This window comes from Erwinia plantamica, assembly GCF_043420595.1.
Lineage (GTDB): Bacteria > Pseudomonadota > Gammaproteobacteria > Enterobacterales > Enterobacteriaceae > Erwinia > Erwinia aeris.
In genome coordinates this window covers 21811-45282 of record NZ_JBGCUC010000022.1, presented here as the reverse complement: position 1 = coordinate 45282, position 23472 = coordinate 21811, and the positions used below count along the sequence as shown (strand labels likewise).

Sequence of the window (23472 nt, the reverse complement as noted above, 5' to 3'; positions counted from 1 at the left end):
CAACAGAAGACACCCATGCAAAGCTGTGCTACAAACAAGGCTGTATTTCGTCAGTACTCTACAGACCAGACGAAACGGGACGACATAACGAGCCCGGCACTCAACAGAGAGCCGAATAACTTTCCTGCATGGGAAGCGCTTGACTATTTCAACGCCTGTCAGGGAACTCTGCCCCTGTATTTAGGCACGATAACAACAGAGGATAACAGCGAATGGTTCTCGGCAAACCGCAAACAGACCCGACACTTGAATGGTTCCTGTCACATTGCCATATTCATAAGTATCCATCCAAAAGCACGCTGATCCACCAGGGTGAGAAAGCAGAAACCCTTTACTACATCGTCAAAGGCGCGGTAGCGGTGCTCATCAAGGATGAAGAAGGTAAAGAGATGATCCTGTCTTACCTTAACCAGGGCGATTTTATCGGCGAGCTTGGCCTGTTTGAAGAAGGCCAGGAGCGCAGCGCATGGGTGCGGGCAAAAACGGCCTGTGAAGTGGCGGAAATCTCCTATAAGAAGTTTCGCCAGCTGATCCAGGTCAACCCGGATATCCTGATGCGTCTCTCTTCACAGATGGCGCGCCGCCTGCAGGTTACCTCCGAGAAAGTGGGCAATTTAGCTTTCCTCGATGTGACAGGTCGCATCGCGCAAACGCTATTGAATCTGGCCAAACAGCCGGACGCTATGACCCACCCGGATGGGATGCAGATCAAAATTACCCGCCAGGAGATTGGCCAGATCGTCGGCTGCTCGCGCGAAACCGTCGGCCGTATTCTGAAGATGCTGGAAGATCAGAATCTGATCTCCGCACACGGTAAAACCATCGTGGTCTACGGTACACGCTAAACCGCTCTGATTGCATGGCGCAATGCCTTCGTTGCGCCTTTTCAGCGGGTACAAAGCAATGTGGCGCCGACTCATCTACCATCCCGAAGTTAACTACGCCCTGCGGCAGACGCTGGTGCTTTGCCTGCCCGTCGCCGTCGGCTGGCTGCTGGGCAATTTGCAAAACGGCCTGCTGTTCTCGCTGGTGCCGGCCTGCTGCAATATCGCCGGTCTGGATACGCCCCATAAACGCTTCTTTAAACGTCTGCTGATCGGCGGCGGCCTTTTCGCCTTCAGCAGCTTTCTGGTGCAGTATCTTGGCGACTATGCCGTTCCCCTGCCCATTATCCTGTTTTCCATGGCCATGCTGCTGGGCGTGACCGGCGAAATCAGCCCGCTGCATGGCAGACTGCTGCCCGGCGCGCTGATTGCCGGCATCTTTACCCTGAGCCTGGCCGGTCGGATGCCCATCTGGCAGCCGCCGTCGCTTTATATCCTGGGCACGGTCTGGTACGGCCTCTTTAACTGGTTCTGGTTCTGGCTGTGGAAAGAGCAGCCGATGCGGGAAACGCTCAGCCTGCTTTATCGCGAGCTGGCCGGCTACTGCGAGGCCAAATACAGCCTGCTGACGCAGCTCGCCGACCCGGAAAAAACGCTGCCGCCGCTGCTGGCTCGCCAGCAAAAAGCGGTCGACCTTATCAATACCTGCTATCAGCAAATGCACATGCTGGCCGCCAGCAACGATAATCACCATAAGCGGTTGACCCGCGCTTTTCAGGTTGCGCTGGATTTGCAGGAGCATATCGCTGTCAGCCTGCATCAGCCGGAAGAGGTGCAGAAACTGGTGGAGCAGAGCCATGCCGAGGCGGTGATCCGCTGGAACGCGCAGACCATTGCGGCCAGGCTGCGCGAGCTGGCGGACGATATTCTCTATCACCGTCTGCCGACACGTTTCAGCATGGATAAACAGCTGCAGGCGCTGGAAAAAATTGCCCGCCAGCATCCCGCCAACCCGGTCGGCAACTTTTGCGCCTGGCATTTCAGCCGTATCGCCCGCGTGCTGCGTACCCAGCGTCCGCTTTACCAGCGCGATCTCATGGCGGATCGTCAGAAACGACTGCCGCTGCTATCTGCCATCAGAAGCTATCTGTCGCTGAAATCCGCCGCGCTGCGCACCGCCGCCAGGTTTGCGGTTATGCTCGCTTTCGCCAGCACCCTGGCGCTCTCCTTTAATCTGCCCAAGCCTTACTGGCTGCTGATGACGGTGATGTTTGTCAGCCAGAACGGCTACAGCGCGACAAGGGTACGCATTCAGCACCGTGCGCTGGGCACGCTGGGCGGGCTGGTGGTGGCCGCGCTGACGCTACGCTTTCAGGTGCCGGAATCGGCTGTGCTGCTGGTGATGCTGACGCTGACGCTGGCGGGCTATCTGGTGATCCGCAAATATTACGGCCTGGCGACGATCGGCTTTACCGTGACGGCGGTATATTCGCTTCAGCTGCTGTCGCTGAACGGCGCCGACTTTCTGCTGCCGCGCCTGCTGGATACGCTGATGGGCTGCCTGATCGCCTTTGCCGGGATGATCTGGCTGTGGCCGCAGTGGCAAAGCGGCCTGCTGCGGCAGAATGCGCACGACGCGCTGGAAACCTATCAGGAAGCGCTCCAGAAACTGCTGGGGGACGAAGAGAGTCCGCAGAAGCTTGCCTGGCAGCGTATGCGCGTTAACCAGGCGCACAATGCGCTGTTTAACTCGCTGAACCAGGCGATGCAGGAGCCGGGTTTCGACGCCCGCTACCTGGCCGATATGAAGCTTTGGGTTACGCACAGTCAGTTTATCGTTGAGCATATCAACGCCATGACCATTTTAGCGCGTGAACATACCATGCTGACGCCGCAGCTGGCCGAGCGCTATCTACAGGCGTGCGAAATTGCGCTACAGCGCTGCCAGCAGCGGCTGGAGTATGACGGGCCGAGTTCCACAAACAACGTGCTGGAGACGGATACGCCCTTTCAGCAGGGCGCGACCACGGTAATGGAAAGGCACATAAAGCGCATTCTGGAACATCTTGGCGTGATGCACACTATTTCTTCGTTGGCCTGGAGCAGCCGACCTCATCATGGCCGCTGGCTGTCGCGCCATTTACGGAAATCAGCCTGATGATGCTGAGCAAAAGTTTTTCGGCGCGTGTAAGCGGCCTGGTGCAGACGATGCGCCTGTTTAGCCGGAAGCGCGAGGCTTCCGGCCTGACGGGTTAAGCCAGCAGTTTTTTCACGGCGGTGGCGAAGCGGTTCATGCCCTCTTCGATATCGGTCGGTTCAATGACCAGCGACGGCGCAAAACGGATCACGTCCGTCCCGGCATTGAGGATCATTACGCCTTCGGCGGCGGCGGCGTTCAGAATATCGCGCGCTTTACCGGCATGCTGCGGCTTCAGCGCCGCGCCAATCAGCAGGCCTTTGCCGCGAATGTCGCTGAACAGATCCAGCTGCGCGTCCAGCGCTTTCAGCGCGGCGACAAACTGTTCGCGGCGCGCCTCTACACCGTTCAGCACTTCTTGCGTATTGATGATATCCAGCGCCGCTTCCGCTACCGCGCAGGCCAGCGGGTTGCCGCCATAGGTGGTGCCGTGCACGCCGGGCGCCATCACCGAGGCGATCTCGTTGGTGGTCAGCATGGCGCTGACCGGAAAGCCGCCGCCCAGCGCTTTGGCGGTGGTCAGAATATCGGGCTGGACGCCGTAGTGTTCATACGCAAACAGCTTGCCGCTGCGGCCCATGCCGCTCTGTACCTCATCCAGCACCAGCAGCGCCTGATGCTGGTCGCACAGCTCGCGCAGCCCCTGCATAAACGCCTGAGTAGCCGGCATCACGCCGCCTTCGCCCTGGATAGGTTCCACCACGATGGCGCAGGTATGGTCGTCGATAACCGCTTTTACCGCGTTAAGATCGTTAAACGGCACGTGGACGATGTCCGCCGGTTTAGGGCCAAAACCGTCGGAATATTTCGGCTGGCCGCCGACGGAAACGGTAAACAGCGTGCGGCCGTGGAAGGCGTTATGAAACGCGATAATTTTGCTTTTAAAAGGCGAATGGCGTTTAGTCGCGTAATAACGAGCCAGCTTAAAGGCCGCCTCGTTGGCTTCCGCGCCGGAGTTAGCGAAGAACACGCGTTCGGCGAAGGTGGCGGCAATCAGCTTGCTGGCCAGGCGCAGCGCGGGTTCGTTGGTGAAGACGTTGCTGGTGTGCCACAGGGTTTCACCCTGCGTTTTCAGCGCTTCCACCAGCGCCGGATGACAGTGGCCCAGCGCGGTAACGGCGATACCGCCGGAAAAGTCGACGTACTCTTTACCCTGCTGATCCCAGACGCGGCTGCCTTTTCCCTTAACCGGCACAAACTGCGCTGGTGCATAAACAGGCAAAATCACTTCATCAAACGTCGAACGCGTTACCGCTAATTTATCCGCTGCCATTGCCAACCTCATTTTTTTACGTTACAGAGCCACTGAAATTATAATCACAAAATATGCATAAAAAATCACTTTAAGGCAACCAAATTTATTGCCTGAGGAAATTCTTCAGCAGCTGATGCCCCTGCTCGCTGAGGATACTTTCCGGATGAAACTGCACGCCTTCCAGCGGCAAATCACGATGCCGCACGCCCATGATCTCGTCCTTCTCGCCGTCGCGCAGCGACCAGGCCGTCACCTCAAAATCGGCGGGGAGCGAGGCAGCCTCGACGATTAGCGAATGATAGCGCGTTACCCGTAGCGGATGATTCAGGCCGTTAAAAACGCCGCTGTTATTATGCTCAATCAGCGAGGTTTTACCGTGCATTACCTCACGCGCCCGCACAATACGCGCGCCAAAAGCCTGCGCTATCGCCTGATGCCCCAGACAAACGCCAAGCACCGGGATTTTTCCGGCGAAGGCCCGGATAGCCTCCAGCGAGATGCCCGCCTCGTTGGGCGTGCACGGCCCCGGCGAAATCACCAGATGTTCAGGCTTTAGCTCGCTTATTTGCGCCAGCGTCAGCTCGTCGTTACGTCTGACGTGAACATCTGCGCCTGCTTCACAAAAATATTGATAAAGGTTCCAGGTAAAAGAGTCATAGTTATCGATCAGCAGCAGCATACAAGCTCCGGGAAAAAAGAAACGCCGCTATTCTACGCGTTTTCGTCCCGCTCGCTGATGACTTTGCCGAAAGCGGCTTCCAGCAGCGATAAGTCCCCCGCCAGGCTTGCCTTAACGGCCGCCTGCCAGCTTTCGCTGTCGATCAGGCTCCATTGAATGTCGCAACCGGCATGGATAATCAGCTGTTCGAAAAAAAGCCGCTGGGCGCGTCCGTTGCCGCGCAGAAAAGGATGCAGCACGGTCAGCTCGCAGTAGTACCAGGCGAGCCTTTCCGCCATGCGATCCAGCGGCAGATCGGCCAGACCGTTCTCTTCTTCCAGCGCCTGCATCAGCGCGTTGCCTTCTTTCTCGATGTATTCAAAGTGGCAGCAGGGCGTGTCGCCGATGGCGATATCGACTTCGCGCAGCTCGCCCGCCTCCTCCAGCACATCCTGAAAAAGCGCGCGGTGCATGGCGCGCAGATGAGGCAGACCCGGATTGCGCGTGCCCAGTTCGGGCAGGGAACCCGTTAATAAAAAGCTCGCCAGGAAGTTGGTCGGCAGACGCTGCTGCCAGAGCGTATTTTTTTGCTTGTCGGTGAGCTTTCTGGACATGAGTTCTCCTTGAAGGGGTAATTGCTGCTAAAAGCTTAGCTGATTATCAGCAGCAATCCCCCGACCGGAGCGTTAAGGCAGGATTTTTGCGGAAAGGATCACGACAGGTTTAACCGGCACGTTCTGGTATGGCCCCATATTCTGGGTCGGCACCTGAGCGATTTTATCCACCACTTCCTGGCCTTTCACCACTTTGCCAAAGACGGCATAGCCAAAGTCACGCTGGCCGTGATCCAGGAAAGCGTTGTCCGCTACATTGAGAAAGAACTGGCTGGTAGCGCTGTCTTTATCGGCGGTGCGGGCCATGGAGATGGTGCCGCGCTTGTTCAGCAGGCCGTTATCCGCTTCGTTTTTAATCGGCGCGGCGCCAGGTTTCTGCTGCATATCGGCGGTAAAGCCGCCGCCCTGCACCATAAAGCCCGGGATCACGCGATGGAAAACGGTGTTGTTGTAGAAGCCATTGTTGACGTAATCAACAAAGTTCTTCGTGGAAATTGGGGCCTTTTGATTATTGAGTTCCAGCTCAATATTGCCAGCAGAGGTGGTCAGCAGCACGTGCGTATCTCCTTTTGCCGCCAGGGCAGAAGCAGAGAGCGTAGATAACGCAAACACGGTGGCGACCGCTGTCAAAGTACGTTTTAACATAAAAGATTCCTTACTTAAGGGCTACAGGCCGAAAGCTGATTGTAAAGAGGCGCTTATCCCTGCGCCAGCGTTTTACCTATTTTTACGCGTGCCGGGCCGACGCAAACGCTTTCGCCAGGCAAAAAACGGTGATATTCATCACGAATATCCTGAAATCGCTGGGGAAACTTGCATTATTTATTTAAGCAGATCACGAATCCAGCTAAACTGCCCGCGCTTAGCGTGAGCGTCCAGCCTCACAACTCTTGACTCCACGGGCCACAACTATGACTAATCGCGATCGAATCGGGCTTACCTGGATCAGCTTTTTCTCCTATGCGCTAACCGGCGCGGTAGTAATCGTCACCGGTATGGTATTGGAGAATATTGCTGACTATTTTCATCTGCCAGTTGCGCAGATGAGCAACACCTTCACCTTCCTGAACGCCGGCATTTTAGTCGCCGTGTTTCTTAACGCCTGGCTGATGGAAATCATTCCTCTGCGCCGACAGCTGATTTTCGGCTTCGTGCTGATGGTGCTCGCCATACTGGGGCTAATGACCAGCCACTCGCTGAGCGTCTTCTCGCTCTGTATGTTCGTGTTGGGCGTGGTCAGCGGCATCACCATGTCGATTGGTACTTTCCTCATCACCCATCTGTACGAAGGCCGTCAGCGCGGTTCGCGCCTGCTGTTTACCGACTCCTTCTTCAGCATGGCGGGCACTATTTTTCCCATTATCGCCGCCGCGCTGCTGGCGCGTTCGCTGCCGTGGTACTGGGTTTATGTCTGTATCGGCGTGATCTACCTGGCTATTTTTGTGCTGGCGCTCTGCTTTGAGTTTCCCGTGTTGGGCAAAAAAGCCGCCGTTCAGAACGTGGAAAAAGAGAAATGGGGCATCGGCGTGCTGTTCCTGTCTGTCGCCGCGCTCTGCTACATCCTCGGCCAGCTTGGCTTTATCGGCTGGGTGCCGCTGTACGCCACAAAAACCATGGGCATGGATCTGACCCAGGCTGGCGCGCTGGTCGGCAACTTCTGGACCGCCTATATGATCGGCATGTGGGCGTTCAGCGCCATTCTGCGCTTCTTCGATCCGCAGCGCATCGTCACCGTACTGGCGCTGCTGGCGACGGCGCTGATGTACTGGTTTATCAGCAGCAGCGACGCCAGCATGCTGAAGTGGATCATGATGAGCCTGGGCTTCTTCTCCAGCGCCATCTACACCACCATCATTACGCTGGGATCGCTCCAGACTAAAGTCTCTTCGCCAAAGCTGGTGAACTTTATTCTGACCTGCGGCACCGTTGGCACCATGCTGACTTTCGTGGTCACCGGCCCGATTGTGGATAAGCACGGCGCTCACGCGGCGCTCTCTACCGCCAACATGCTGTACGCGGTGGTGTTCGTGATGTGCCTGCTGCTGGGCTTCGTCAGCAAACACAAGCTGCACGGGCATATGTCCTCGCACTAACGGGAAAGGCCGGGAAACCGGCCTTTTTTATCAGCGCCGAAAATCCACTTTTTCGCTCTCCGCTAAATAAATTGTGCTCGCCGCAGGCTGCGTTTGTGCAATCACCCTTCCCTGACGAATCGAATAACGCGTCGGCACCTGACGCCGCAGCGCATCAAAACCGTTCTCCGCAGGCAGGATAATCAGGTTGGCGCTGTTGCCGCTCTGAATGCCGTAATCCTGCAGCTGTAGCGTCCGGGCGCTGTTATGCGTAATCAGCTTAATGCTTTCATCCAGCTGGCCGTACCCCATCAGCTGACAAACATGCATCCCCATATGCAGCACCTGAAGCATATTGGCGGTGCCGAGCGGATACCAGGGATCGAAAACGTCATCGTGGCCAAAGCAGACGTTGATCTCCGCCTCCAGCATCTCTTTTACCCGCGTTACGCCGCGCCGTTTGGGATAGCTGTCGAAGCGTCCCTGAAGATGGATATTCACCAGCGGATTGGCGACAAAATTAATGCCGGAAAGCTTCAGCAGCCGAAACAGACGCGAGGTATAAGCGCCGTTATAAGAGTGCATCGCCGTGGTATGGCTGGCGGTGACGCGGGCGCCCATTTTCTCGCGCAGCGCCAGCGCGGCGACGGTTTCCACAAAGCGCGACTGTTCGTCGTCGATTTCGTCGCAGTGCACGTCAATCATGCGCTGATACTTCTGCGCCAGCGCGAAAGTTTTATGCAGCGACTCCACGCCATACTCGCGCGTAAATTCAAAATGCGGGATAGCGCCAACCACGTCCGCGCCCAGCCGCAGCGCCTCTTCCAGCAGGGCTTCGCCATCGGGGTACGAGAGAATGCCCTCCTGCGGAAACGCGACGATCTGGATATCGACCCAGGGTGCCATCTCGCTTTTCACTTCCAGCATGGCCCGCAGCGCGGTAAGCGAGGGATCGGACACGTCTACGTGCGTGCGCACATGCTGGATACCGTTGGCGATCTGCCATTTCAGCGTCTGCCGCGCGCGGGTTTTGACATCTTCATGATCCAACATCGCTTTGCGCTCTGCCCAGCGCTCAATGCCTTCAAACAGCGTACCGGATTCATTCCAGGCCGGTTCGCCTGCGGTCTGGGTGGTATCAAGATGGATATGCGGCTCAATAAAAGGCGGAAAAGCCAGCCCGCCCTCCGCATCCAGCGATCCTTCCGGCGCGGCGCCGTGCGACTGGGGCGAGATCGTGGCGATTTTGCCGTCGCGGATAGCAATCTGCCAGAGTCCCTCACGCCACGGCAATCGCACATGGTGAATGCTTTTTAATGGAATAGCCTGCATAAACACGCTCCTGAACGTCGGTGGTTTTTTTAACCATACCATCCTTTGTGGCGGAGCGAGACGGGAGCAATACCAGTAAAATCCATAACTTACTTAAAAAAGCTTAAAAATCATCACTCTACCCATAAAGGGGTATTTAAAAACTGGCTTGATATACATCAATAACCCTGGAGTTTTGCGCGCTATTGTAGCGGCATTATTTTGTAATGTGAGGCACAAATGCGCACCCGACTCGTTATTATTGGCAACGGCATGGTAGGGCATCGCCTGCTGGAAGAGCTGGCCGAAAAGGCCGCGCCGGAGCAGTTCGACATCACGGTTTTTTGCGAAGAGCCTCGCGTGGCTTACGATCGCGTGCATCTCTCCGCTTATTTCACCCATCACAGCGCCGAGGCCCTTTCGCTGGTGGCGGAAGGCTTCTGCGAAAAGCATAAAATAAGCGTGCTAACTGGTGAAAAGGCCTTAACAATCGACCGCCAGGAAAAGGTGGTGTATTCCGACCAGGGCCGCGCGGTGAGTTACGATAAGCTGGTGCTGGCGACCGGCTCTTATCCCTGGGTGCCGCCAATTGCAGGCGCCGACGGGAACAGCTGCTTTGTTTATCGTACGCTGGACGATCTGGACGCAATCGAAGCCTGCGCCCGTAACAGCCGTAGCGGCGCGGTGATCGGCGGCGGTCTGCTGGGGCTGGAGGCCGCCGGCGCGCTGAAAAATCTGGGCATGGAAACGCACGTGGTGGAGTTCGCGCCCGTGCTGATGGCGGAACAGCTCGATCCGCTGGGCGGAAAGCTGCTGCGGAAAAAAATCGAAGGAATGGGCGTTGCCGTTCATACCAGCAAAAATACCCGACAGATTATTGACGGCCCGTCAGGCGGAAAAATCCTGCAGTTTGCGGATGAAAGCCAGCTGGCGGTCGATTTTATCGTGTTTTCCACCGGCATTCGCCCGCAGGATCGTCTCGCCAGAGAAGCCGGCCTTGCCATTGGCCCGCGCGGCGGCGTAGTGATTGACGACAGCTGCCGCACTACGGATGCAGATATTTACGCCATTGGCGAATGCGCCGCCTGGCAGGAACGCGTGTATGGCCTGGTGGCGCCGGGCTACAAAATGGCGCAGGTTACGGCAGACAGCCTGCTGGGTCGGGAGAACGCCTTTACCGGCGCGGATATGAGCGCGAAGCTCAAGCTGCTGGGCGTGGACGTCGGCGGTATCGGCGATGCGCACGGCCGGACGGAAGGCGCGCGCAGCTATCTCTACCTGGATGAAAACAAAGAGGTCTATAAGCGTCTGGTGGTCAGCGCGGACAATAAAAAGCTGCTGGGCGCGGTGCTGGTGGGCGATACCAGCGACTACGGCAATCTGCTGCAGCTGATGCTTAACGGCATCGAACTGCCGGACAACCCCGACACGCTGATCCTGCCCGCCCATGCGGGAAGCAAACCGGCGCTGGGCGTGGATTCGCTGCCGGAAACGGCGCAAATCTGTTCCTGCTTTGACGTCACCAAAGGCGACCTGGTGCTGGCGATCCACAACGGCTGCCATACCGTGGCGGCGCTGAAGGCGGAAACCAAAGCCGGCACCGGCTGCGGCGGCTGCGTGCCGCTGATGACCCAGGTGCTGAACGCCGAGCTGAGCCGCCAGGGCATTGAAGTTAACAGCCACCTTTGCGAACATTTTCACTATTCCCGCCAGGAGCTGTATCACCTGATCCGCGTGGAAGAGATCCAAACCTTTGAGCAGCTGCTTAGCAAATATGGCCAGGGCTACGGCTGCGAGGTCTGTAAACCCACGGTAGCGTCATTACTTGCCTCGTGCTGGAACGATTATGCCCTCCAGCCTTCGCTGGTGCCTTTGCAGGACAGCAACGACAGCTTTCTTGGCAATATTCAGAAAGACGGCACCTACTCCGTGATTCCGCGCTCTGCGGGCGGCGAGATCACCCCAGCCGGGCTGATAGCCATTGGCGAGGTTGCCAGCCGCTACGGCCTTTACACCAAGATCACCGGCTCGCAGCGCATCGGTCTGTTCGGCGCGCAGAAAGACGATCTGCCCGCCATCTGGCAGACGCTGATCGAAGCCGGTTTTGAAACCGGCCACGCCTACGCCAAAGCGCTGCGCATGGCGAAAACCTGCGTGGGCAGCAGCTGGTGCCGCTTCGGCGTCGGCGACTCTGTGGGGCTGGGCGTGGAGCTGGAAAACCGCTACAAGGGCATCCGCACGCCGCACAAGATGAAATTTGGCGTGTCGGGCTGCACCCGTGAATGCTCGGAAGCGCAAAGCAAAGATGTCGGCATCATCGCTACGGAAAAAGGCTGGAACCTTTACGTCTGCGGCAACGGCGGTATGAAGCCGCGCCACGGCGATCTGCTGGCGGCGGATCTGGATCGGGACACGCTTATCCGCTATCTGGATCGCTTTATGCTGTTTTATATCCGCACCGCCGATAAATTGCAGCGCACCTCGCTGTGGCTGGAGAGCCTGGACGGCGGCATCGACTATCTGCGCCAGGTCATTATCCACGACAAGCTGGGCCTCAACGCGCAGCTGGAGGCCGACCTGGCCCGCCTGCGCGAGCGCTTCGTCTGTGAGTGGCAGGCAACCCTTGCGCAACCGGAGCGGCTTGCCCGCTTCCGCCACTTTATCAACAGCGACAGCCGCGACCCGCTGGTGCAGAGCGTGCCGGAGCGTCAGCAGCACCGGCCCGCGCGGCCCGAAGAGCGTATTCCCGTTGTTATGGAGGAACAGCCATGAGCCAGTGGCATAGCGTTTGCCCTTTAGAAAGTATTCAGCCCGCCACCGGCGTTTGTGCGCTGGTGGCGGGAGAACAGGTTGCCCTGTTTCGCCCTCGCGCCGATGAAGCGGTGTTCGCCCTGAGCAATATCGATCCCTTTGCCCAGGCCAGCGTGCTCTCACGTGGCCTGATTGCCGAGCACCAGCAAAGCCTGTGGGTTGCCAGCCCGCTGAAGAAGCAGCGTTTTCGCCTGAGCGACGGCCTCTGTATGGAGGATGAGAGCCGCTCGATCCCCGCCTGGCCCGCCAGAGTCCGCGACGGCCTGGTGGAAGTGGCGATATAAGCCCTTCTCTCTTTTTCACGGCCGCGCATTGCGGCCCTTTTTTATTGCGAGCCTCCTGTGAACTGGTTTCCTCTTTTTTGCGACCTGCGCCATAAGACCGTCCTGCTGGTCGGCGGCGGCGCCGTGGCCGAGCGCAAAGCGCGGCTGCTGCTGAAGGCTGGGGCGGATGTCCGCGTCTGCGCCACGCATTTTTCCTCCCCCTTTTACGAATGGCAGCAGGCCGGGAAGCTGACGCTGCGGGAAGCGCGCTTCAGCCCTGAACACCTTGACGGCTGCTGGCTGGCAATAGCGGCGACGGACAGTCATGAGGTCAATCAGCAGGTCAGCGACTACGCCAGCGCCCGGCAGATGTTCTGCAACGTGGTGGACGCGCCTGCCCAGGCCAGCGCCATCATGCCTTCCGTGGTCGATCGTTCGCCGCTGATGATTGCCATTTCCAGCGCTGGCGACGCGCCGGTGATGGCTCGCCTGCTGCGGGAAAAAATCGAAGCGCTGTTGCCGCAGCATTTGGGCAAAGTTGCCGCGTGGGCGGGCGCGTTACGACCACGGGTAAAATCAACCTTTAACGAAGCCGGGCAGCGCAGGCGCTTCTGGGAAAAACTGTTCCACCACGACCGGCTGGCGCAAACGCTCGCCAACGGGGACGATAAGCAGGCGGAAAAGCTGACGGAAGCGCTGTTTAACGAGCCGCTGGCGCAACAGGGCGAAGTGGTGCTGGTCGGCGCCGGGCCAGGCGACGCGGGCCTGCTGACGCTGAAAGGGCTACAGCAGATCCAGCAGGCGGACGTGGTGGTTTACGACAGGCTGGTATCTGAAGAGGTGCTGGAGCTGGTCAGGCGCGATGCGGAAAGGATCTTCGTCGGTAAACGCGCGGGCTATCACTGCGTACCCCAGGAGGAGATCAATCAAATCCTGCTGGAGCAGGCGGGCCAGGGAAAACGCGTGGTGCGGCTGAAAGGCGGCGATCCCTTTATTTTTGGGCGCGGCGCGGAGGAGCTGGAGGCGCTGTCCGGATCGGGCATTCCTTTTTCCGTGGTGCCGGGCATTACCGCCGCGTCGGGCTGCTCGGCCTACAGCGGCATCCCGCTTACCCATCGCGATTATGCGCAGAGCGTGCGGCTGGTGACCGGCCACGTGCAGAAAAACGGTGAGCTGGACTGGCAAAACCTGGCGGCGGAGCGGCAGACGCTGGTGTTCTATATGGGTCTGACGCAGGCGGCGGAGATCCAGCGGCAGCTGCTGGCGCACGGTATGAGCGGCGGGATGCCGGTGGCGCTGGTGGAAAACGGCACCTCGACCCGACAACGCGTTGTGGCAGGGCAGCTGAGCGAGCTGGCCGAGCTGGCCACGCAGGCGCAAAGCCCGTCGTTGATTATCATCGGTCGGGTGGTGGCCTTACGCGAGCCGCTGCGCTGGTTTTAGCCAGCCCATAAAAAACGGCGCCCCGGACTGACTTTCAAGGGCGCCGTTCAGGTTAGCCGTTACGGCTGGGCGACAAAGCCTACGGCTTCGTAGACTTTTTTCAGCGTTTCCTGCGCCTGAGCGCGAGCTTTCACCGCGCCGTCACGCATAACCTGCTCCAGGAAAGCCTCATCATTGCGATAACGATGATAGCGCTCCTGCAGCTCGCTCAGCATCCCGGAAACCGCATCGGCTACCGCGCCTTTCAGGTGCCCGTACATCTGGCCTTCAAACTGCTTTTCCAGATCGGGAATGCTGGTGCCGGTCACGCCGGACAGGATATCCAACAGGTTAGAAACGCCCGCTTTGTTTTTTACGTCATAGCGCACGACCGGCGGCTCGTCGCCATCGGTCATGGCGCGCTTGATCTTCTTGACCACCGACTTCGGATCTTCCAGCAGGCCGATCACGTTGTTGCGGTTATCGTCCGACTTGGACATCTTTTTGGTCGGCTCCAGCAGCGACATGACGCGCGCGCCGGATTTCGGAATAAACGGCTCCGGCACCTTAAACACATCGCCATAGAGCGCATTGAAACGCGCGGCCACGTCGCGGCTCAGCTCCAGATGCTGCTTCTGATCTTCGCCAACCGGCACCTGCGTGGTCTGGTAAAGCAGGATATCCGCCGCCATCAGCACCGGATAATCGAACAGGCCCGCGTTGATATTCTCTTCATAGCGTGCGGATTTGTCCTTGAACTGCGTCATGCGGCTCAGCTCGCCGAAATAGGTATAGCAGTTCAGGATCCAGCTCAGCTGCGTGTGCTCCGGCACGTGCGACTGCACGAAGATAGTGCTTTTCTGGGGATCGATGCCGCAGGCCAGATAGAGCGCCAGCGTATCCAGGGTCGCTTTACGCAGCGCAGCCGGATCCTGACGTACCGTAATGGCATGAAGATCGACAATGCAGTAAATGCAGTTGTAGTCGTCCTGCATGCTGACCCACTGACGCAACGCTCCCATATAGTTACCGATGGTCAGTTCGCCGGAAGGCTGCGCGCCGCTAAATACGATGGGTTTCATCTTTTTCGTCCTGGTCGTTACAGCCCTAATGCGGGCAACAAATCGTTAAAATGGTCAAGCACCAGCGTCGGCTGGCTGCTCGCAATCGGCTCGCCGTAGTTATAGCCGTAGGTCAGCCCTACGCAGGGTGTGCCCGCCGCTTTCGCCGCCTGAATATCGTTGCGGGAATCGCCCACGAACAGCAGTTCGCCGGGCAGCAGGCCAAACTTGCCCAGCACCAGAAACAGCGGGGCCGGATGCGGTTTTTTCGCCGTCACGTCGTCGCCGCCGATAATCAGCGAAAAGCAGTCGTCAATGCCGAGCGAGGCCAGCAAAGGCGCGACAAACGGCGTCGGCTTGTTGGTCACGATAGCCATCGGCATCCCGGTGGCCGCCAGTTTTTGCAGGCCTTCTTTCACGCCGGGGAAGAGTTTACTGCCGCTTTCGACAACGACAGCATAATGCTTATCAAGCAGCACCCGCGCGTCGCGCAGCAGATCGCTTTCCGGCGCGTGTCCCAGCGCCCAGGTCAGCGCGCGTTCAATCAGCACGTCCGCGCCGTTGCCAATCCAGGTGGAGACGCGCGCCAGACCCGCCGCCGGAAGGTTGAGCGACTGCAAAGCGGCGTCTACCGCGCTGGTCAGGCCCGGCGCGCTGTCGGTCAGCGTGCCGTCAAGATCGAACGCCAGCGCGCGAATATCAGTGAAATGAGCCATGACGAGATTTCTCCAGTTCCGTGCGCATATCATCAATGACTTTTTTATAGTCAGGCTGATTGAAAATAGCGGATCCGGCCACGAACATATCGGCGCCGGCCGCGGCGATTTCGCCGATGTTTTCTGTCTTCACGCCGCCGTCCACTTCCAGGCGAATATCGTAGCCGCTTTGGTCGATTAGCTTACGGGCCTGGCGCAGCTTGTCCAGCGTGCCGGGAATAAACGACTGACCGCCGAAGCCCGGGTTAACGGACATGATCAGCACCACGTCGATTTTGTCCATAACGTAGTCCAGATAGCTGAGCGACGTGGCCGGGTTAAACACCAGCCCTGCTTTACAGCCATGCTCTCTGATCAGCTGTAGCGTGCGGTCAACATGCTCGGACGCTTCCGGGTGGAAGGTGATATAGCTGGCGCCAGCCTTGGCAAAATCGGGGATCAGGCGATCGACCGGTTTCACCATCAGGTGCACATCGATCGGGGCGGTAATGCCGTAATCACGCAGCGCTTTCAGCACCATCGGCCCCATAGTCAGATTGGGCACGTAGTGATTATCCATGACGTCGAAATGCACGACATCGCCACCGGCAGCCAGCGCTTTGGCCGTGTCTTCGCCCAGGCGAGCAAAGTCTGCAGACAGAATTGACGGAGCGAGCAAAAACTTTTTCATCCATTTCTCCCAATTTAGCGCGCCTGGCGACAGGCACGTAGTGCTGTTGAGGATCAGTCGCTGCTAAACAGCGCCAGCAGCTCGTTGACCTGCAAACGCCCGCTGCCGCTGCGGCTGATCGAGCGACGAGCTTTAATCTGATGCAGCTGAGCGGCCTGATACCACTCGCGGGTCAGCGGCGTATCGTGATTGGAGATCAGTACCGGAATACGGCTTTCACGCGCCAGCTTCTCCGCCAGCTCCGCCAGGTGCTGCTGCTGCGCCAGGCTAAAGCTGTTGGTGTGGTAAGCGGTGAAATTTGCCGTGGCCGACAGCGGCGCATAGGGCGGATCGCAGTAGACCACCGATCCCGGCTCCGCCCGACCCAGCGTATCAGCGTATGATTCGCAGATAAAGGTGGCGTTTTGCGACCGCTCGGAGAACCAGTACAGCTCATCCTGAGGAAAATAGGGTTTGCGGTAGCGGCCAAAAGGTACGTTAAACTCGCCGCTTAAATTGTAGCGGCACAGTCCATTGTAGCAGTGGCGGTTAAGGTACAAAAACAGCACGCTGCGGCGCCAGGCATCAGTAGATCGATTAAACTCCAGCCGGCGAGCGTAGTAGAACTCAGCGTCGTTGCTTTCGGTCGTGAACAGCTGGCTGGCATCCGCCACAAACTCGTCCGCGCGATCTCTTACCACGTTGTACAGGTTGATCAAATCTTTGTTGATATCCGCCAGCACGTAGCGCGAGAAATGCGTATTGAGGAATACGGACCCTGCGCCAACGAAGGGTTCAATCAGGCAATCCCCTTCCGGCAGGTGACGCTGGATATCGTTAAGCAGCGGGAACTTGCCGCCCGCCCATTTTAAAAAAGCGCGATTTTTTTTCATGCCGTCGTTTTATTACACTTACTCTTCTGGCTGCGGTTACACCGACAGCATATCTGCGCTTTAAATTACCAGCCCGCATAACGCGGGCTGGCAGAGAACATCGTCAGGCTCAATAGCCGTTAATTTGCTGACTCTTTTTTCACCTGGCTGACAGGTTTCACCCAGGGGTTTTTCGCCTGCACCTCTGACGGCAGCGAAGCTACCGCGCGTTTTGCATCTGCCGGCGTGGCGTAAGCGCCGCTTACCAGTACGTACCAGGGCTGGCCGTTGCGCGTGGTTTTATACACGTGATAGCCGCTCAGGTTCTGCTTTTTCGCCCAGGCGTTAAGCGTATCGGGACGCGAAGCGCTGCTCAGCTGCAACGTATAGTTGCCGCCGGTTACCGCAGCAGGCGCGGCTACCGGCGCGCTGTGGCTCTCTTTCGCGACCGGTTTCGCCGCCGCAGGTTTGTGCGTGGCGGGTCTGGTGTGCTGCTGAGGCGCGGCAGGCTGACGCGTAGCCGAACGTGCAGGCGCAGGCTGAGACGTCTGCGGCGCGGTGACCGGTTTGCCAGCCGTGCCGCCGCCCGCAACGGTCGCCGGTGCCAGCGGCAGCGAGCTGCCCTGCATATCCGTGCTGGCCGCATCCACCTGATTCTGCTGGTTAGAGAGCGCGCTATTGAGATCGCCCGGCAGCTCGACGCGCTGTTGGCCCGCCGGGGTCTGCACGGGCTGCGCTTCGGTCGGCGTGGAGGCGACCGGCGGGGCACTCAGTTCCTGAGGTGCATTACCGGATGCGGCTGAGCCCTCGGCAGGCTGCCCGCCCGCGCCAGAGGCGCTTGCATCAGCGCCAGGCTGCTGCGCGCCGCTCTGTCCGCTCATGGAAGAAGAGCCGGTCAGATCGATATTTTTATCGCTGCCGCCGGAGGTGGCCGGCGTCTGGGCGGCTTTTTTATCGCCGCTGTCCGACGAGTTCAGCGTTGAACCGATGCCAAGCACGATCAGCAGCAGCACCAGCACGCCTACCCCCATCATCAGATGCTGGCGTGATACCGGCACCTTAGGGGCAGAGGACGTTTTTCGCGCTCGCTGTGGACGGCGATCGCTGGTATCAGGCTTTAACTCATCTTCCGGTTTAAAATCGTCCATTTCACCTCCTCCGGTAAAGCAGCCGCGCCGCTTTACGTGTACGCCAGTAGTTAACTAACGGCTCAGGCCGGTTTCTGACAGTCGTTAATCGCTGCCAGCACCGTATCATGCGCAACGCCGCCGCGCACGCAGGCCTGTCCTAAAGCCAGCGGCAGCACCAGACGCAGCTCGCCCGCCAGCACTTTTTTATCACGCAGCATATGCGGCAGATAATCCGTCGCCGCCATGCTCTCCGGGCCGTGCACCGGCAGTCCGGCACGCTGCAGCAGGCTGATGATCCTGTCGGTATCGCCAGCGGAAAACTCGCCCAGCCGCTCTGCGGTACGCGCGGCCATCACCATGCCAGCCGCCACGGCCTCGCCATGCAGCCAGTTACCGTAGCCCATATGCGCTTCGATGGCGTGTCCGTAAGTGTGGCCCAAATTCAGCAACGCGCGCTGCCCCATTTCGCGCTCGTCGGCGGCGACGACCTCGGCTTTCAGCTCGCAGCAGCGGCGAATACAGTAGGCCATCGCCTTGCCGTCCAGCGCCAGCAGCGCATCCAGGTTAGCTTCCAGCCAGCAGAAGAACTCACCGTCGAGGATGATGCCGTATTTGATCACTTCCGCAAGACCTGACGCCAGCTCGCGAGCGGGCAGGCTGCTCAGGCAGTTGATATCGATCACTACCGAAGCCGGCTGATAGAACGCGCCGATCATGTTCTTGCCAAGGGGATGATTAACGGCCGTTTTGCCGCCAACGGAGGAGTCCACCTGCGACAGCAGCGTGGTAGGAACCTGAATAAATCGCACGCCGCGCTGGTAGCTGGCCGCCGCGAAACCGGTCAGATCGCCAATCACGCCGCCGCCCAGGGCAATCAGCGTGGTATCGCGACCGTGCGGTTTTTCCAGCAGCGCGGTAAAGACCCGATCCATCACCGCCAGCGTTTTGTGCTGCTCGCCATCGGGCAGGATCACCTGGTCCACTTCTATACCAGTGCTTTCCAGCTGCTGACGAACAGGTTGAAGATAGAGCGGTGCCAGCGTGTCGTTAGTGACCAGCATTGCCCGCTCGCCCGCCTTAAGCGGCCAAAAAGAAGCCGGATCGTTAAACAGTCCGGCAGCGATGGTAATGGGGTAACTGCGTTCCCCCAGAGTGACGGTAATCTTCTCCATGAAGCACTCCTTTTCGGCCCGCAGGCGGAGCAGAGCCGCTAGCTCTTTTCCAGCATGTTAATGATTTGATTTGCGACGACTTTAGCACTTTGGTCATCGGTACGAATGGTGACGTCAGCAATCTCTTCATACAGCGGATTACGTTCGTCCGCCAACGCTTCCAGCACTTCGCGCGGTGGAGAATCCACCTGCAGCAAAGGACGCTTTTTATCGCGCTGCGTACGAGCCAGCTGTTTTTCGATCGTGGTCTCCAGATAGACCACCACGCCGCGAGCGGAAAGACGGTTGCGTGTTTCGCGAGACTTAACGGAACCGCCGCCGGTCGCCAGGACAATGCCCTGCTTCTCGGTGAGTTCGTTAATGATCTTTTCTTCGCGATCGCGGAAGCCTTCTTCGCCTTCGACGTCGAACACCCAGCCCACATCCGCTCCGGTACGTCGCTCAATTTCTTGATCGGAATCGAAAAATTCCATATTGAGTTGCTGAGCTAACTGACGCCCAATAGTGCTTTTGCCGGCACCCATAGGCCCAACCAGAAAGATATTGCGTTTCTCTGCCATTTTTTCGGTATTACTAAGACAATTCGTTAATGATACCCCGTCCTACAGCGGACAGGACATGAACTGAAACCTCATGAGCGATAGTGCGAGAGTCAGAGGAAAATTATCTCAACACTGAAGGTGTTTTGGCAACCGATTAAATTGACCTTGCCCATTGCGCCCACAGCTGGCGCGTTCAGTCCGCTTCATTTATCACGCCGATGTCACAGCATCGGTTACGCCGGTTGCGCACGATAAAAAACGGGTAAATGCTTTTTCTTAAAGCCAAACCGAGGCCTGTAATTCAAAAATCGCTAAACCTTGTAAGCTAATTCCGCCCTTGCGTCAAACGCATATGGCTGCAATCCGCTAAAAAAGCACTCGCTCGCTCAGTTTGTTACAAAAAAGCTTTACTCGTCACGAATCAGTCTTGGGGTTATGAAGATCACCAGCTCACGTTTTTTTTGGCCGGTAGTCGCATGGCGAAAAAGCGCGCCCAACAGCGGTACAGAGCCAAGAAACGGCACCTGGCTCTGCCCTTTTGCGCGCTGCTGCTGGAAGATGCCGCCCAGCGCCAGCGTTTCACCATCTTTCAGCGTGACCTGGGTCTGGATCTCCTGTTTATCGATGGCGATATATTCGCCCTCGCCGCTGCGTACCGTACTGCCGGGCAGGTTCTGGCTGATATGCAGCTTTAGCATGATGCGGCCGTTCGGCTGCACGTAAGGCGTTACGTCCATGCCTAAGACCGCCTCCCTGAACTCCACGCTGGTTTTACCGTTGCTACCGCTGGAGACCTCATAGGGGATTTCGGTGCCCTGTTTAATACTGGCGGGCTGCTGATGCGAGGTGAACAGTCGGGGACTGGCGATAATCTCCAGTTTGTTTTCCTGCTCCAGCGCGTTCAGCTCCAGATCCAGCATCCTGCCGTTCAGGCGCGCCAGGGTAAAGCCTAAGGCCAGTGCGGGATTAGCCACCGGCAGATCAACGCGCAGCTGGCTGACCCGCAGCGCGCGGGCGATCTGCTCTTCGCCGCCCAGGCCCCAGCGCACGCCCAGCTCGCGCAGGCTCTCTTCGCTGAGGGTAACGATATGCGCGGCGAGTTCGACCTGCTCCAGCGGCGTATCCAATGCCGTGACCCAGCGCTGGATCTCGTTCAGCGCGGCTCGGGTGTCGCGCAGGATCAGGCTGTTGGTGCGTTTATCTACCGTCACGCTGCCGCGCGAACTCAGCAGCTTCGCCTGCGCGCTCTGCAGGCTGCCGTAGACTTTTTCCGCCTCTGCATAGCGCAGCGGCAACGCCAGCGTATCAAGCGGCAGCGCCTTTTCCGCCTCCTCCCGCTCAAGCGTTTGCCGTCGCTGCTGCTCTTCCTGCCAGCCCTGCGGGAAAACCAGCAGCACGTTGCCTTCTTTATTCACCTTCAGCTTCGCCAGGCGGGAAACCAGCGTCAGCGCCTGCTGCCAGCTGACCTCTTTTAAACGGACGGAAAGCCGTCCCTCGACGCCGGGCGCAACCAGCAAATTCAGCTGCTGATAGTCCGCCAGCGCCTGAAGAATTTGCCCGACAGGCGCGTCATCGAATGCCAGGGAAAGCGGCGCCGGGCTGCCCCGCAATGGCGTTGCCAGCCATAGCGGCAGCAGGAGAAGAACTTTCCACAGGCGAATGTGTTTCATAAAGGCTTCCTTGCAAGTTAATCCTTAAAGGCGCGCTGCACGGCGTGGCGGCCGCCAGCGTAATGCCCAGCGCGGTGACGTCCCGCAGCTGCCAGTAAGCGTCCGGCCAGCTCTGCGCAGCCCATAATTTACCGCTGCCGCTACGGGTCACCAGCCAGGCGCGGTAGTTCGCTGGCCGACCGATGATGCCGCGCAGCTGCGGCGGCGGCATGGGTAACAGGGGGTCACAAAACATGTTTTCCGGCGGCGAAAAGGGATCGCGGGCCGCCAGCGCGCTACACCCCAGCAGCAGCGCAGCCACCAGTATTACCGGGCGTTTTAGCCAATCTTTTAAAAAGGCACTAGCGTTCATATTGCACCACCAGATTTAACCGCAGCTGTTCATCCACCCGCTTCAGGCTGAACTGCGCCAGCCTGACGGCGGGTTGCCGCTCGCTCAGATAGCGAAACGCGGACTGCAGCTGCGGCCAGCTAAGCAGCAGGGTTAATTCGCCGCCCTGAGGCGTTGGCTGCCAGCCCTGTAAACGGTTGCCCGCCGCCTCGCTCAGCTGTAGCCACGAGAAAGGCCGCGCCGCCCCAGGCCGTAACGCCAGTTGCAGGCCAGCGATATCCGCTTCGGCTTCGTGCAGCGAGCTTCGCTGTTGCAAATTGTGCAGCAGCAGCCGATAGCGCTTGTGCTCCTGTTGCCGCTGCTGCGCCACCTGTAAAGCCTGCTGCTGAAGAGGCCGCAGCCAGACCTGGCGTACCATCAGCGCGCCCGTGATAAAGCAGAGCACCAGCAACAGCAGCCTTAGCCAGAACGGCAAAGCGAGCCAGCGATGCAGCAGAACGCTACTCATGTTCCTGTTCCGGCAGCGTGGCCTCCAGGCTGAAGCGGATAATGCCCTTTCCGTCGCGGCTGAGCCTGCCGGTGTTGACCTGTTGAAACAGGTGAAACCGCTCTAACTGCTGACGAAACGCCTCAACTTCAGCCAGCCGCAGGCAAAATCCGGTGACGGTCAGACTCTGCGCGGTTTTGCTGATTTCGCTCAGCCAGAGCGCCGCTGGCAGGGTTGCGGCCAGGTCACGCGTAAATGCCTGCCACTCGCGCAGGCGCGCCTGCCTGCCTTCACTGATGGCCAGCGCGCGTCGAAGCGTATCGCGCCGGGCTTCCAGACGAGCCAGGCGAGCGCTGAGCCTGTCGAGCTGGTCGTTGGTTTCTTTCAGCCAGCGCAAGCCGGTCTGCTGCCGCTTGCCGAGCGTCTGCTGCTCCAGTAAGGGCATCGTCAGCGCGAGCAACAGAACCAGTAGCGCCATAAGCAACAGGCCGTCGCGGCGCAGCTGTTGGCGCTGCCGCTGCCGACGCCAGGGAAGAAAATTTACCCAGACCATCAGGCGTCCTCCGGCCGCAGCGCCAGCCCGGCGGCCAGCGCAAAAGCGCCGCTGTACGCGGGCAACGGCAGCGACTTAAAAGCGAAAGCCGCCAGCGGCTCCAGCCACAGCGCATTGGCAGGCAGCGCTTCCGGCAAGGCCGAGCTATAGTAAAGCGTGGCCGCATCGGCGAGGTATTTTTCGCGCAGCGCCGCCAGGTTGGCCGCTTCATCAGCGGGACACCACCCCCATGGCGGCTGTAGCCGCGCGCCAAACCAGAGCCAGTGGTCGGGTAAACGGTGCACCAGCACGGCATCCGGGCTGAGCCGCAGGCTTTGCGCCAGCGCAAACAGCGCGGCCGGGGCCAGCTCCAGCACCCGAGGGTTGAGTCCCGCCGTCTTCAGCATCGATAGCCAGTCATGAACCGCGTCCCGGCGGGCGGCGGTCAGCCACAGCTGCCCGCTGTCGGCAGCTGCCTGGCGGTAGTCAAGCGCAAGTTTTTCAGGCTCTATCGGAAAAAATCGCTTCGCCGCGGCCGCGATATAGCTGCTACGCTCTGGTTCACGCAGTGAGGTTTGCGGCAGCGCCAGCGCGTGCTGCAACGCCAGCCGGGCGGGAAAGCCGACGCGCAGCGAGATCTGCCGCGGCAGCCGTTTTCGCCACTGTCGCAGCAGGGGAATAAGCGGGTCGGGCCGTTGCACCAGCCCGTTGGTTAACGTATCGTGCGGCAGCGCATGTTGCCACCAGTGGCGCAGTTGCCAGCCGTTACGACGGTATTGAATACCCAGGGCGCAAAGCTGTCCGTTCTGAATATCCAGGCCGACTTGCCATGTCTGAAATGCCATTTCGCGCGGTCTCCCTGCTCAGTAGAAAAATGATGTAT

Annotated in this window: 23 protein-coding genes; 6 read left to right on the top strand and 17 right to left on the bottom strand. The window is 58.9% G+C overall.

Annotated features, from left to right (window positions below):
- Positions 1–212: 212 nt before the first annotated feature.
- Both crp and AB3U87_RS19375 read left to right on the top strand, forming a co-directional pair.
- A complete protein-coding gene (gene crp, locus AB3U87_RS19380; protein ID WP_017803012.1) occupies positions 213–845 on the top strand; it encodes a cAMP-activated global transcriptional regulator CRP in 633 nt (210 codons plus the stop codon).
- Between the two features lie 58 nt (positions 846–903).
- Positions 904–2982 carry a YccS/YhfK family putative transporter gene (locus AB3U87_RS19375; RefSeq protein ID WP_253457687.1) on the top strand — a complete coding sequence of 693 codons (2079 nt, stop codon included), beginning with the start codon at positions 904–906 and terminating at the stop codon, positions 2980–2982.
- A gap of 94 nt (positions 2983–3076) precedes the next feature.
- Here AB3U87_RS19375 and argD read toward each other — a convergent pair whose 3' ends face one another.
- The 4 genes from argD to ppiA all read right to left on the bottom strand — a co-directional run bounded on the left by argD (position 3077) and on the right by ppiA (position 6193).
- Positions 3077–4294 (bottom strand): bifunctional acetylornithine/succinyldiaminopimelate transaminase, encoded by a 1218-nt coding sequence (gene argD, locus AB3U87_RS19370; RefSeq protein WP_394150159.1) that lies wholly within the window; start codon positions 4292–4294, stop codon positions 3077–3079.
- Positions 4295–4379: 85 nt separating this feature from the next.
- Positions 4380–4955 (bottom strand): aminodeoxychorismate synthase component II, encoded by a 576-nt coding sequence (locus AB3U87_RS19365; protein WP_253457682.1) that lies wholly within the window; start codon positions 4953–4955, stop codon positions 4380–4382.
- 32 nt (positions 4956–4987) lie between these two features.
- On the bottom strand, positions 4988–5548 hold the full coding sequence (locus AB3U87_RS19360) for a putative adenosine monophosphate-protein transferase Fic (protein WP_301251824.1): 561 nt from the start codon (positions 5546–5548) through the stop codon (positions 4988–4990).
- Positions 5549–5620: 72 nt separating this feature from the next.
- Positions 5621–6193, bottom strand: a complete 573-nt coding sequence (gene ppiA, locus AB3U87_RS19355) for a peptidylprolyl isomerase A (RefSeq protein ID WP_253457676.1) — start codon at positions 6191–6193, stop codon at positions 5621–5623.
- Positions 6194–6459: 266 nt separating this feature from the next.
- On the opposite strand from ppiA, the gene tsgA reads away from it, so the two are divergent.
- Positions 6460–7641: an MFS transporter TsgA gene (tsgA, locus tag AB3U87_RS19350; protein ID WP_253457673.1), complete on the top strand. Its 1182-nt coding sequence runs from the start codon at positions 6460–6462 to the stop codon at positions 7639–7641.
- A 30-nt stretch (positions 7642–7671) separates the two neighbouring features.
- Here tsgA and AB3U87_RS19345 read toward each other — a convergent pair whose 3' ends face one another.
- Positions 7672–8952, bottom strand: coding sequence for a cytosine deaminase (locus tag AB3U87_RS19345; RefSeq protein WP_394150157.1), 1281 nt, complete (start codon positions 8950–8952; stop codon positions 7672–7674).
- A 219-nt stretch (positions 8953–9171) separates the two neighbouring features.
- On the opposite strand from AB3U87_RS19345, the gene nirB reads away from it, so the two are divergent.
- Genes nirB through cysG form a run of 3 tightly spaced genes read left to right on the top strand, consistent with a single transcriptional unit; the run spans position 9172 to position 13448 of the window.
- The gene (nirB, locus tag AB3U87_RS19340; RefSeq protein ID WP_301251827.1) at positions 9172–11703 is read left to right on the top strand and encodes a nitrite reductase large subunit NirB; all 2532 of its coding nucleotides are present in this window, start codon (positions 9172–9174) and stop codon (positions 11701–11703) included.
- Entirely contained in the window at positions 11700–12026 is a 327-nt protein-coding gene (nirD, locus tag AB3U87_RS19335; protein ID WP_394150155.1) for a nitrite reductase small subunit NirD, read from the top strand. The genes nirB and nirD overlap by 4 nt, the downstream gene beginning before the upstream one ends.
- Before the next feature lie 57 nt (positions 12027–12083).
- Positions 12084–13448, top strand: a complete 1365-nt coding sequence (cysG, locus tag AB3U87_RS19330; RefSeq protein WP_301251828.1) for a siroheme synthase CysG — start codon at positions 12084–12086, stop codon at positions 13446–13448.
- A 59-nt stretch (positions 13449–13507) separates the two neighbouring features.
- On the opposite strand, the gene trpS is transcribed toward cysG, so the two are convergent.
- The 12 genes from trpS to pilM all read right to left on the bottom strand — a co-directional run bounded on the left by trpS (position 13508) and on the right by pilM (position 23434).
- Entirely contained in the window at positions 13508–14509 is a 1002-nt protein-coding gene (gene trpS / locus AB3U87_RS19325; RefSeq protein WP_125289866.1) for a tryptophan--tRNA ligase, read from the bottom strand.
- A gap of 17 nt (positions 14510–14526) precedes the next feature.
- A complete protein-coding gene (locus AB3U87_RS19320; protein ID WP_253457655.1) occupies positions 14527–15204 on the bottom strand; it encodes a phosphoglycolate phosphatase in 678 nt (225 codons plus the stop codon).
- On the bottom strand, positions 15188–15874 hold the full coding sequence (gene rpe, locus AB3U87_RS19315; RefSeq protein WP_125289868.1) for a ribulose-phosphate 3-epimerase: 687 nt from the start codon (positions 15872–15874) through the stop codon (positions 15188–15190). Before rpe ends, AB3U87_RS19320 begins: the two co-directional genes overlap by 17 nt.
- 53 nt (positions 15875–15927) lie before the next feature.
- Positions 15928–16746 carry an adenine-specific DNA-methyltransferase gene (dam, locus tag AB3U87_RS19310; protein WP_253457652.1) on the bottom strand — a complete coding sequence of 273 codons (819 nt, stop codon included), beginning with the start codon at positions 16744–16746 and terminating at the stop codon, positions 15928–15930.
- Between the two features lie 119 nt (positions 16747–16865).
- Complete coding sequence (locus AB3U87_RS19305) at positions 16866–17873, bottom strand: SPOR domain-containing protein (protein WP_301251834.1); 1008 nt, start codon at positions 17871–17873, stop codon at positions 16866–16868.
- Positions 17874–17935: 62 nt separating this feature from the next.
- Positions 17936–19027 carry a 3-dehydroquinate synthase gene (gene aroB, locus AB3U87_RS19300; protein WP_394150151.1) on the bottom strand — a complete coding sequence of 364 codons (1092 nt, stop codon included), beginning with the start codon at positions 19025–19027 and terminating at the stop codon, positions 17936–17938.
- 38 nt (positions 19028–19065) lie between these two features.
- A complete protein-coding gene (aroK, locus tag AB3U87_RS19295; protein WP_034934892.1) occupies positions 19066–19587 on the bottom strand; it encodes a shikimate kinase AroK in 522 nt (173 codons plus the stop codon).
- A gap of 389 nt (positions 19588–19976) precedes the next feature.
- On the bottom strand, positions 19977–21239 hold the full coding sequence (gene hofQ / locus AB3U87_RS19290; RefSeq protein ID WP_394150149.1) for a DNA uptake porin HofQ: 1263 nt from the start codon (positions 21237–21239) through the stop codon (positions 19977–19979).
- Positions 21139–21591 carry a hypothetical protein gene (locus AB3U87_RS19285; protein ID WP_394150147.1) on the bottom strand — a complete coding sequence of 151 codons (453 nt, stop codon included), beginning with the start codon at positions 21589–21591 and terminating at the stop codon, positions 21139–21141. Before AB3U87_RS19285 ends, hofQ begins: the two co-directional genes overlap by 101 nt.
- On the bottom strand, positions 21581–22078 hold the full coding sequence (locus AB3U87_RS19280; RefSeq protein ID WP_253457640.1) for a HofO family protein: 498 nt from the start codon (positions 22076–22078) through the stop codon (positions 21581–21583). The genes AB3U87_RS19285 and AB3U87_RS19280 overlap by 11 nt, the downstream gene beginning before the upstream one ends.
- The gene (locus tag AB3U87_RS19275; protein ID WP_253457637.1) at positions 22071–22610 is read right to left on the bottom strand and encodes a PilN domain-containing protein; all 540 of its coding nucleotides are present in this window, start codon (positions 22608–22610) and stop codon (positions 22071–22073) included. Before AB3U87_RS19275 ends, AB3U87_RS19280 begins: the two co-directional genes overlap by 8 nt.
- Positions 22610–23434 carry a pilus assembly protein PilM gene (gene pilM / locus AB3U87_RS19270; protein WP_394150145.1) on the bottom strand — a complete coding sequence of 275 codons (825 nt, stop codon included), beginning with the start codon at positions 23432–23434 and terminating at the stop codon, positions 22610–22612. Before pilM ends, AB3U87_RS19275 begins: the two co-directional genes overlap by 1 nt.
- Between the last annotated feature and the right edge of the window lie 38 nt (positions 23435–23472).

Coding starts and splice junctions, on each gene's coding strand:
- ppiA (WP_253457676.1), bottom strand. CDS start 6,193: ATGTTAAAACGTACTTTGACAGCGGTCGCCACCGTGTTTGCGTTATCT.
- pilM (WP_394150145.1), bottom strand. CDS start 23,434: ATGGCATTTCAGACATGGCAAGTCGGCCTGGATATTCAGAACGGACAG.
- crp (WP_017803012.1), top strand. CDS start 213: ATGGTTCTCGGCAAACCGCAAACAGACCCGACACTTGAATGGTTCCTG.
- tsgA (WP_253457673.1), top strand. CDS start 6,460: ATGACTAATCGCGATCGAATCGGGCTTACCTGGATCAGCTTTTTCTCC.
- nirB (WP_301251827.1), top strand. CDS start 9,172: ATGCGCACCCGACTCGTTATTATTGGCAACGGCATGGTAGGGCATCGC.
- AB3U87_RS19375 (WP_253457687.1), top strand. CDS start 904: ATGTGGCGCCGACTCATCTACCATCCCGAAGTTAACTACGCCCTGCGG.
- rpe (WP_125289868.1), bottom strand. CDS start 15,874: ATGAAAAAGTTTTTGCTCGCTCCGTCAATTCTGTCTGCAGACTTTGCT.
- aroB (WP_394150151.1), bottom strand. CDS start 19,027: ATGGAGAAGATTACCGTCACTCTGGGGGAACGCAGTTACCCCATTACC.
- AB3U87_RS19345 (WP_394150157.1), bottom strand. CDS start 8,952: ATGCAGGCTATTCCATTAAAAAGCATTCACCATGTGCGATTGCCGTGG.
- trpS (WP_125289866.1), bottom strand. CDS start 14,509: ATGAAACCCATCGTATTTAGCGGCGCGCAGCCTTCCGGCGAACTGACC.
- dam (WP_253457652.1), bottom strand. CDS start 16,746: ATGAAAAAAAATCGCGCTTTTTTAAAATGGGCGGGCGGCAAGTTCCCG.
- AB3U87_RS19360 (WP_301251824.1), bottom strand. CDS start 5,548: ATGTCCAGAAAGCTCACCGACAAGCAAAAAAATACGCTCTGGCAGCAG.
- AB3U87_RS19365 (WP_253457682.1), bottom strand. CDS start 4,955: ATGCTGCTGCTGATCGATAACTATGACTCTTTTACCTGGAACCTTTAT.
- argD (WP_394150159.1), bottom strand. CDS start 4,294: ATGGCAGCGGATAAATTAGCGGTAACGCGTTCGACGTTTGATGAAGTG.
- AB3U87_RS19275 (WP_253457637.1), bottom strand. CDS start 22,610: ATGGTCTGGGTAAATTTTCTTCCCTGGCGTCGGCAGCGGCAGCGCCAA.
- AB3U87_RS19285 (WP_394150147.1), bottom strand. CDS start 21,591: ATGAACGCTAGTGCCTTTTTAAAAGATTGGCTAAAACGCCCGGTAATA.
- AB3U87_RS19320 (WP_253457655.1), bottom strand. CDS start 15,204: ATGGCTCATTTCACTGATATTCGCGCGCTGGCGTTCGATCTTGACGGC.
- aroK (WP_034934892.1), bottom strand. CDS start 19,587: ATGGCAGAGAAACGCAATATCTTTCTGGTTGGGCCTATGGGTGCCGGC.
- nirD (WP_394150155.1), top strand. CDS start 11,700: ATGAGCCAGTGGCATAGCGTTTGCCCTTTAGAAAGTATTCAGCCCGCC.
- hofQ (WP_394150149.1), bottom strand. CDS start 21,239: ATGAAACACATTCGCCTGTGGAAAGTTCTTCTCCTGCTGCCGCTATGG.
- AB3U87_RS19280 (WP_253457640.1), bottom strand. CDS start 22,078: ATGAGTAGCGTTCTGCTGCATCGCTGGCTCGCTTTGCCGTTCTGGCTA.
- AB3U87_RS19305 (WP_301251834.1), bottom strand. CDS start 17,873: ATGGACGATTTTAAACCGGAAGATGAGTTAAAGCCTGATACCAGCGAT.